Source organism: Micromonospora sp. KC606 (assembly GCF_004348675.1).
Classification (GTDB): Bacteria; Actinomycetota; Actinomycetes; order Mycobacteriales; family Micromonosporaceae; genus Micromonospora.
On the sequence record NZ_SMKN01000271.1, the window covers coordinates 1 to 7,047 of the forward strand.

At 73.9% G+C, this 7,047-nt stretch carries 7 protein-coding genes; 4 read left to right on the forward strand and 3 right to left on the reverse strand.

Features of this window, described 5'->3' with window-relative positions; all coding sequences use genetic code 11:
• Positions 1 to 773, forward strand: a 773-nt coding sequence (locus E1193_RS28815) for an ATP-dependent DNA helicase (protein WP_243707955.1), incomplete at its 5' end; no start/stop codon positions are given.
• 123 nt (positions 774 to 896) lie between these two features.
• Here the strand turns inward: E1193_RS28815 and E1193_RS28820 are convergent.
• Entirely contained in the window at positions 897 to 2,258 is a 1,362-nt protein-coding gene (locus E1193_RS28820; protein WP_132186320.1) for an AI-2E family transporter, read from the reverse strand.
• Between the two features lie 95 nt (positions 2,259 to 2,353).
• On the opposite strand from E1193_RS28820, the gene E1193_RS28825 reads away from it, so the two are divergent.
• Together E1193_RS28825 and E1193_RS32195 are read left to right on the forward strand one after the other, a co-directional pair.
• Positions 2,354 to 2,701, forward strand: coding sequence for a co-chaperone GroES (locus tag E1193_RS28825; RefSeq protein WP_132186321.1), 348 nt, complete (start codon positions 2,354 to 2,356; stop codon positions 2,699 to 2,701).
• A gap of 85 nt (positions 2,702 to 2,786) precedes the next feature.
• Entirely contained in the window at positions 2,787 to 2,954 is a 168-nt protein-coding gene (locus E1193_RS32195) for a hypothetical protein (protein WP_165945853.1), read from the forward strand.
• A 102-nt stretch (positions 2,955 to 3,056) separates the two neighbouring features.
• Here E1193_RS32195 and E1193_RS28830 read toward each other — a convergent pair whose 3' ends face one another.
• Both E1193_RS28830 and E1193_RS28835 read right to left on the reverse strand, forming a co-directional pair.
• A complete protein-coding gene (locus E1193_RS28830; protein WP_132186323.1) occupies positions 3,057 to 4,544 on the reverse strand; it encodes a PrsW family intramembrane metalloprotease in 1,488 nt (495 codons plus the stop codon).
• Between the two features lie 109 nt (positions 4,545 to 4,653).
• Positions 4,654 to 5,886: an FUSC family protein gene (locus tag E1193_RS28835; RefSeq protein ID WP_243707956.1), complete on the reverse strand. Its 1,233-nt coding sequence runs from the start codon at positions 5,884 to 5,886 to the stop codon at positions 4,654 to 4,656.
• Positions 5,887 to 6,238: 352 nt separating this feature from the next.
• Between E1193_RS28835 and E1193_RS28840 the strand changes: the two genes are divergently transcribed.
• Positions 6,239 to 6,877, forward strand: a complete 639-nt coding sequence (locus E1193_RS28840; RefSeq protein WP_132186324.1) for a metal-dependent phosphohydrolase — start codon at positions 6,239 to 6,241, stop codon at positions 6,875 to 6,877.
• The last annotated feature ends 170 nt before the right edge of the window (positions 6,878 to 7,047 follow it).

A 7,047-nucleotide genomic window follows, 5' to 3' on the forward strand; every position in this document is an offset into this window, starting at 1 on the left:
CCGCCAGCACCGCCCGCGGCGACACGGCGGCGGCCCCCGCCCCGGTCGCCGCCGCGCCGGGCAGCCGGGCTGCCACCGGCACCGTCCCGGCCACCGAGGGGCCCGGCTGGCGTTCGCTGGACGTCGGTTCCCCGTTCGACTACGCCCGGCAGGGCATCCTCTACGTCGCCGCGCACCTGCCCCGCCCGAGCGTGTCCGGGCTGCCCGACGCGGCCGGCGAGGAGTTGCTGACGCTGGTCGGCGCGCTCGGTGGGCGTACCCTCGGGCTCTTCTCGTCACGGCGGGCCGCGCAGCAGGCCGCGGAGCTGGTCCGGGCGCGGACCGACCTGCCGGTGCTGCTCCAGGGTGAGGAGACGCTGCCGCTGCTGGTCCGCCGGTTCCGGGAGGAGCGGTCGAGCTGCCTGTTCGGGGTGATGTCGCTCTGGCAGGGGGTGGACGTGCCGGGCGACGCCTGCCAGCTCGTGGTGATCGACCGGCTGCCCTTCCCCCGCCCCGACGAGCCGCTCGCGGCGGCCCGGGCGGCGGCGGTGGACGCCAGCGGCGGCTCGGGTTTCTCGGCGGTCAGCGTGCCGATCGCCGCGATCCGGCTGGCGCAGGGCGTCGGGCGGCTGATCCGGTCCACCGGCGACCGGGGTGTGGTCGCGGTGCTCGACTCCCGGCTGGAGACCGCGCGCGGCTACGGGCCGTTCCTGCGCCGCTCGCTGCCCCCGTTCTGGTACACCACCCGCCCGGAGGTGGCCCGCGGCGCCCTCGAACGCCTGGCCAAGGCCTGACCGCCGGCTCCCGAGGGCTGGTGGCGGGTGGTGGCCGGCGGGTGGTGGCCGGCGGCGCAGCGCGGAATGCCGCGAACGGCGGTATCCAGCGTCGGACGACGCGAGACACCGCAAACGGCGGTCTCAGGGTGCCTGGGAGGCGACCACCACGGCGTCCGGCGGGGTGTCCGGCACGGAACGGGAAGCCAGCCGGCGGACGGCCGTGTTGAGCACCGCGATCAGCGGCACCGCGACCAGCGCGCCGGTGATGCCGGCCAGCACCACACCGGCCGCGATTCCGATGATCACCGCGAGCGGGTGGATGGCCACCGCCCGACCCATGATCAGCGGCTGGAGCACGTGCCCCTCGACCTGCTGCACGCCGATCACCGCGCCCAGGATGATCAGCGCCGTCACCGCGCCGCTGTCGACGAGCGCCACCAGCACCGCCACCCCGCCGGAGAGCGTCGCCCCGACGATCGGGATGAACGCGCTCAGAAAGACCAGCGCGGCCAGCGGAAACGCGAACGGCACGTCGAAGACGACCAGGAAGATGCCGATCCCGACCGCGTCAATGAAGGCGACCAGCACAGTGGCCCGGACGTAGGCGCCGAGCGTCGCCCAGGAGGCCCGGCCGGCGTCGTCGACCTTCCACCGGGCCGCCACCGGCAGCAACCGGACCAGGAACCGCCAGATCTTGTTGCCGTCACGCAGGAAGAAGAAGGTGGCGAATAGCACCAGGATTGCCCCGGTCAGCACCTCGGCCAGCGTGGTCGCGGTGGAGAGCGCGCCGCTGGTGAACCGCTCGGTGTTGGCGTTGATCCATGCCTGACCCTCGTCGATGTACCGGTCGAGCTGGTTGTCCGACAGGTGCAGCGGACCGGTCTTGAGCCAGTTCTGGATCTGCCGCACGCCCTGCGACGACTTCTCGCTCAGCTCCGGCACGCCCTGGATGAACTCGTTCACCACCAGGGTGAGCGTGCCGACCACCGCGGCCAGACCGCCAACCAGCACCACCCCGGTCGCCAGAGATCTCGGAAAACGCGCCCTGAGCAGCCAGCCCACCGCCGGCGCGAGCAGCGCGGAGAGCAGCAGCGCGACCGCCAGCGGAATGATCACGATGCTGATCGTCCCGACGATCCTGAGTAGCGCCCAGGTCACCACGCCGATCACGATCAGCCGCCAGGACCAGGCGGCGGCGATCCGAAGCGCGTGCGGCACGTCGGCGTCGTCCCGGCTGGTCGTGGAACTGTGCATCGCTGCGGGCGGCTCGGCGCCGACGACGGTGGCCGACGGCGACGCCACCGGCCCGGGGGACACGGGCGAGGCGAACCCCGACTCCACCGACCCCCCGGCCTCGTCGGTGCGTCCACCACGCGCCGACTCCCGTCCCGACTCGTACGCGCGGCGGAGCCGGGCGCGTACCCGCTCGAAGCGGCTCAAGCGCACCTCCAGGGAAGAAACCGGCCGCCCACGACGACGGTCCGGACAGGCTACGTCCGACAACCGTCACCGTATGGCAGTTCCGCCACACCTTGCCCCCGGCCGACTCGACTCAACCACGAGACGACCATCACCCGGGCACGCGGTAGCGTCTTCGCGTGACCGCCGACCAGAATCTCGACTCCGGCCTGCCGATCCGCCTGCTGCACGACCGTGTGCTGGTACGGATGGAGGGGAGTGAGGGTGAGCGCCGCTCCACCGCCGGCATCGTGATCCCGGCCACCGCCGCCGTGGGCAAGCGGTTGGCCTGGGCCACCGCGGTGGGCGTCGGCCCGCACGTCCGCTCGATCGTCTCGGGGGACCGGGTGCTCTTCGACCCGGACGACCGCTCGGAGGTGGAGCTGCACGGCCGCGGGTTCGTGCTGCTGCGGGAGCGGGACGTGCACGCCGTCGCCGCCGAGCGCGTGGAGAACGAGCCCACCGGCAACACCGGCCTCTACCTGTAGCCGCCGGCAGCCCTCCCCAGGGCGCTGCTGTTTGTGCCGCTTCCCGGCGGGAAGCCAGCCGCATCCAGCGCCCTGGGGAGGGACGATGCCGGTATTCGTGAAGAAGCTGCTGCTCTGGGGCGGCGTCGCCTTCCTGATCTACTTCATGGCGTTCCGGCCCGACGGCGCGGCGCAGATGTTCAAGGCGATCGGGGCGGGGCTGATGGCGATGGCGATGGGGCTCGGCGACTTCCTCACCACCCTGATGACCTGAACCGCCCGCCGCTCCCACCACACGGCCAGGCTCAGCCCGACGGTGGCCGCCCGCTCCCCCGGCTGCGCGGCACCCCACCGCCCGGGCCTGACGCACGCCGGCTCAGTGCCGGCCGGGCGGCCACGGCGCGGCCGGACCCGGGCCGTACCAGCCGGGCGGGCCGTAACCGGCCGGGTACGCCGGTGGCGCCGGCGGGACCAGCAGCACCGGGATCGGCACCACCGGCGAGTCCGGGGCCTCGACGGGGCGCTGCGACCCGTCCGGGAAACGCAGGTGGTAGCGCTGCCCGTCCCAGATCCCGACCGGGACCTGCGGATCCCGCCCCACGAAGAACGACCGGTACGCGCTGATCGCCTCCAGCAGCTGCCGCTCCTCCCGGGCGGTGCGCTCCCGGTCGGCCGCCTTGCGGTCCAGCCCCCGGCGCATGCCGTCGCGTAGCAACGCAAGCCGGGTGGCGGCGAACTGGTAGCCGCGCATCGCCCGTAGACCGGGCTCGCCGGCGACCCGGCGGGCCCAGACCCGGGCCGCGTGCCGCCGGCCCAGGCTACCCAACGCGGCCACCTCCGGCGGTGTGAGCCAGCCGGCCCGGACGTAGTCCGGCAGGACCCGCTCGGTGAGCCGCCCCTCCCAGGCGCGCAGCCACACGGCGAAGCCGACCATGCCGAAGAAGATCGGCACCATCAGCGCGATGATGCCGAGAAAGAAGATCGCCGCCTGGCCGGTGGCCTGCACCAGCGACGGCAGCAGGTTCCAGGTGCCGTGCAGGATCATCGCCAGCAGCAGGCCCGCCGCCGGGGCGAGGAACCGCACCCGGCGGTCGGCGGTACGGGCGGCGATGCCGAGCCCCACACCGGTCATCGAGGTGAACAGCGGGTGGGCGAAGCCGAAGAAGAGGATCCGGGTGATGAAGATGACGATGACGTTACGAACCCCGGTGGCCGGGCCCCACTCGTCAACGCCGGAGGCGTAGCCGAGACCGCCCAGATAGAGGATGTTCTCCACCATCGCGAAGCCGACCGCGGAGAGACCGCAGTAGACCAGGCCGTCGGTGATGCCGGACCACTCCCGGCGGCGGAAGACCAGCAGCAGGATCGGGCCGAGCGCCTTGGTCAGTTCCTCGATGAACGGGGCGACCAACACCGCGGTCAGCGCCGAGGGCAGCTCCCACCGCTCGAAGAGCCGGGCGCCGGCGGTGTTGACGGTCAGCGACGCCGCGGTGGAGACGAACGCTCCCCAGGCGAAGCAGAAGATCAGGTACTTCAGCGGCTCCGGTTCGTACCGGTCGAGCCAGAGAAAGCAGGCCACCAGGACCGGCACCGGCAGGACCGCGGCGGCGACCCCGACCAGCAGCGCGTCCAGGCCGAGGTTGGTGCCCAGGGTGTAGAGCATGTAGACCGCGCAGGCGGCGATCAACAGCACCACCCCGGTCAGCACCAGGACCCGCCGCCAGCCCAGCCGGCGCGGCGGCATCCGGGGCGAGGCGTCCGGCGGCGGGACGGCGGGCACGGACGGCGGCGGCGCGGGCCAGCCGGGTGGGGTGACGGCCATGTGGCCAGCGTAGTCACCCGCGACCCGCCGGGCCGGGCGCATCGGGGTGGGCATGACCGTCGCCGGCCACCAGCCGTCGACGCGGGTCGCCGTCGAGTCCCCGGGAGGCGATCGTCCGGCGCTCGTCGCCGGCGTGCAGATCGGCTCCGGCTCAGCCCAGCGGCGGGGCGGCCGGCGGCTTCGGGGCGGCGTCCTGCCCCACCGGCGCGCCGGCCGGCTTGTCCTGTTCCCCGAAGGACTTCCGGACCAGCCGGTTGGCGTCCTCCTGCTGGATGCCGGAGGCGACCAACAGGTCGCTGGCGGTGGTCCGCACCTGGGCGATCACGACGCTGCCGGAGAAGCCGACCCCCTGCGCGTACGCCCGACCCGCCTCGCTGACCGCCCGCAGCGACCGCTCCCGGGCCTTCGTCGGTTCCTCGCCGGCGGCGAACTCCTGCCGGAGCAGGCGTACCGACTCGGCGAGGTGGGCCACCGCGTCGGGCATCGGCTCGGGGATCGGCTCCTCGTCCTCGATCAGGGTCACCGAGCGCCGGATCAGGGTGCCGCTGTTGCGCATCGCCCGGTCGATCGGGTCGGCCGCCTCCGCGTAGTGGGTCAGCTCGCTGCGCCGGTGCCAGCGAGCCGGGGAGATGGTGATGGTCTCCTTGGCGCCCTCGATCGCCTCGATGAAGGTGGCCAGTTCCTCCTTGTTCTCCCGGAGCCGTTCCAGAGCCCGCTGGGCGCTGTCCCGGTCCCGCCTTCGCAGCGCCTCGGCGCAGACGTCGAGCTGCTCGGAGAGCAGGTCCAGCGCGGGCCGGGCGGCCCGGTTGATCACCCGCAGCGGGTCGAGCGGCAGCAGGATCGCGGTCACCAGCAGCGCGATCCCACCACCGATGAAGGCGTCGACGAAACGAGGTATCTCCAGATCCTGGGTCGACGGGCTGAGCGTGACGATCAGCACCGCGGTGGCAGCGGCCTGGATGACTACGGCCACGCTGCCGCCGAAGAAGATGGTCAGCAGGATCGCCGAGGTCACCACCAGCCCGAGCTGCCAGCCGCCGGTGCCGAGGAAGTAGATCAGCACGTCACCGAGGAGAACCCCGACCGCCACCCCGATGATCAGCTCGACGGTGCGGCGCAGGCGCTGACCCACCGAGGCTGCCAGGGTGCCGACCGCCGAGATCGGCGCGAAGACCGGTTGCGGGTTCCCCAGCAGTTCGTGGGCCGCGAACCAGGCCAGGGCAGCGGCCACCCCGGCCTGGAGGGCCAGGCCGAACGCCATCCGGACCCGGTGCAGCCGGTCGTGCAGAGTGGCCCGACCCCGGGCACGCAACTGCTCCACAGCCTCGGCGATCCGGGCGGAGTCGACGTCCGACAAAGTGTCGCGCAGGCCGCCACGCCGCATCAGCGACGGTCGTCGATCCCGGGCCACGGCCATGGCCGGGACTACCCGCGCCAGGGCGGTTCATCCCCGCCTCGGAACGATTCGTCCCCCACCCCGCGCTCGACTCGCGCCGCTTGGCCGGGGCGCTCCGCCACGATGCCGCGGTCACACTTCGCGTCCCCGCACGCACGGCTGCCGACGGCCTGCGCGGCCACTACGCCCCAGCCAGCCGTCCGCGCACGGGCGGCTGCCGCAGGGTGCGAGGCGGCGGAGTTCCGGTCGACGACGAATGACGGTCGGGTGGACCTGGCGGCGTGGTTACCTGTCGGCGGCGCGCACCGCGGCTGCGGCGGCGTACGGCAGACTCGGCCGGGTGACCGAGCTGATCGAGCGCTGGCGGGCGGCGATGCGGGGCGCCGGGGCGACCGCCGACGACCGGACGCTGGACCGGGCCGGCGGGGAACTGCTCACCCGCTGGTGGGAGCCGCACCGGCACTACCACACGGTGCGCCACCTCACCGCCGTGCTGGACGTCGTCGACGGGTACGCCACGCAGGTTGGGCGGCCGGACCTGGTCCGGCTCGCCGCGTGGTGCCACGACGCGGTCTACGACCCACGCGCCGGTGGCGACGCCAATGAGCGGAACAGCGCCGCGCTGGCCGGCACGCTCCTGGGCCGCAGCGGGGTGCCGGCCGCCGGGGTGGCCGAGGTCCGGCGGCTGGTCCTGCTCACCGCCGGGCACGCGGTCGCCGCCGACGACCGCGAGGGGGCGCTGCTCTGCGACGCCGACCTCGCCATCCTGGCCGCGCCCCCGCAGGCGTACGACGCGTACGCCGCCGCGATCCGCAGGGAGTACGCGCACGTGCCGGAACCGGACTACCGCGCCGGCCGGGCCCGGGTGCTGGCGTCCCTGCTGGCCCTCCCCGCGCTGTTCCGGCTGCCTCCGCTGGCCGCCGGGGAGGCTCCCGCCCGCGCCAACCTCACCCGCGAACTCGCCGCCCTCCTTCCATGATCGACTCCGTCTGCGGCAAAGCGCGCCCTTCCCGATCCGCGGCCCCCCGGATTGCCGCAATCGGAGGGCGAGGACCGGCGACGCCGGCGGGCTGACAGGACCGGCAGGCGGGGCGGGCAGGCGGACCGACGGGACGGGCAGGCGGACCGACGGAACGGGCAGGGTCAGGC

What these genes read in the sequence shown, in the direction of transcription:
- E1193_RS32195 (WP_165945853.1), top strand. Translation starts at nt 2,787, where the DNA reads ATGCCGGTATTCGTGAAGAAGCTGCTGCTCTGGGGCGGCGTCGCCTTC.
- E1193_RS28830 (WP_132186323.1), bottom strand. Translation starts at nt 4,544, where the DNA reads ATGCGCCCGGCCCGGCGGGTCGCGGGTGACTACGCTGGCCACATGGCC.
- E1193_RS28835 (WP_243707956.1), bottom strand. Translation starts at nt 5,886, where the DNA reads ATGCGGCGTGGCGGCCTGCGCGACACTTTGTCGGACGTCGACTCCGCC.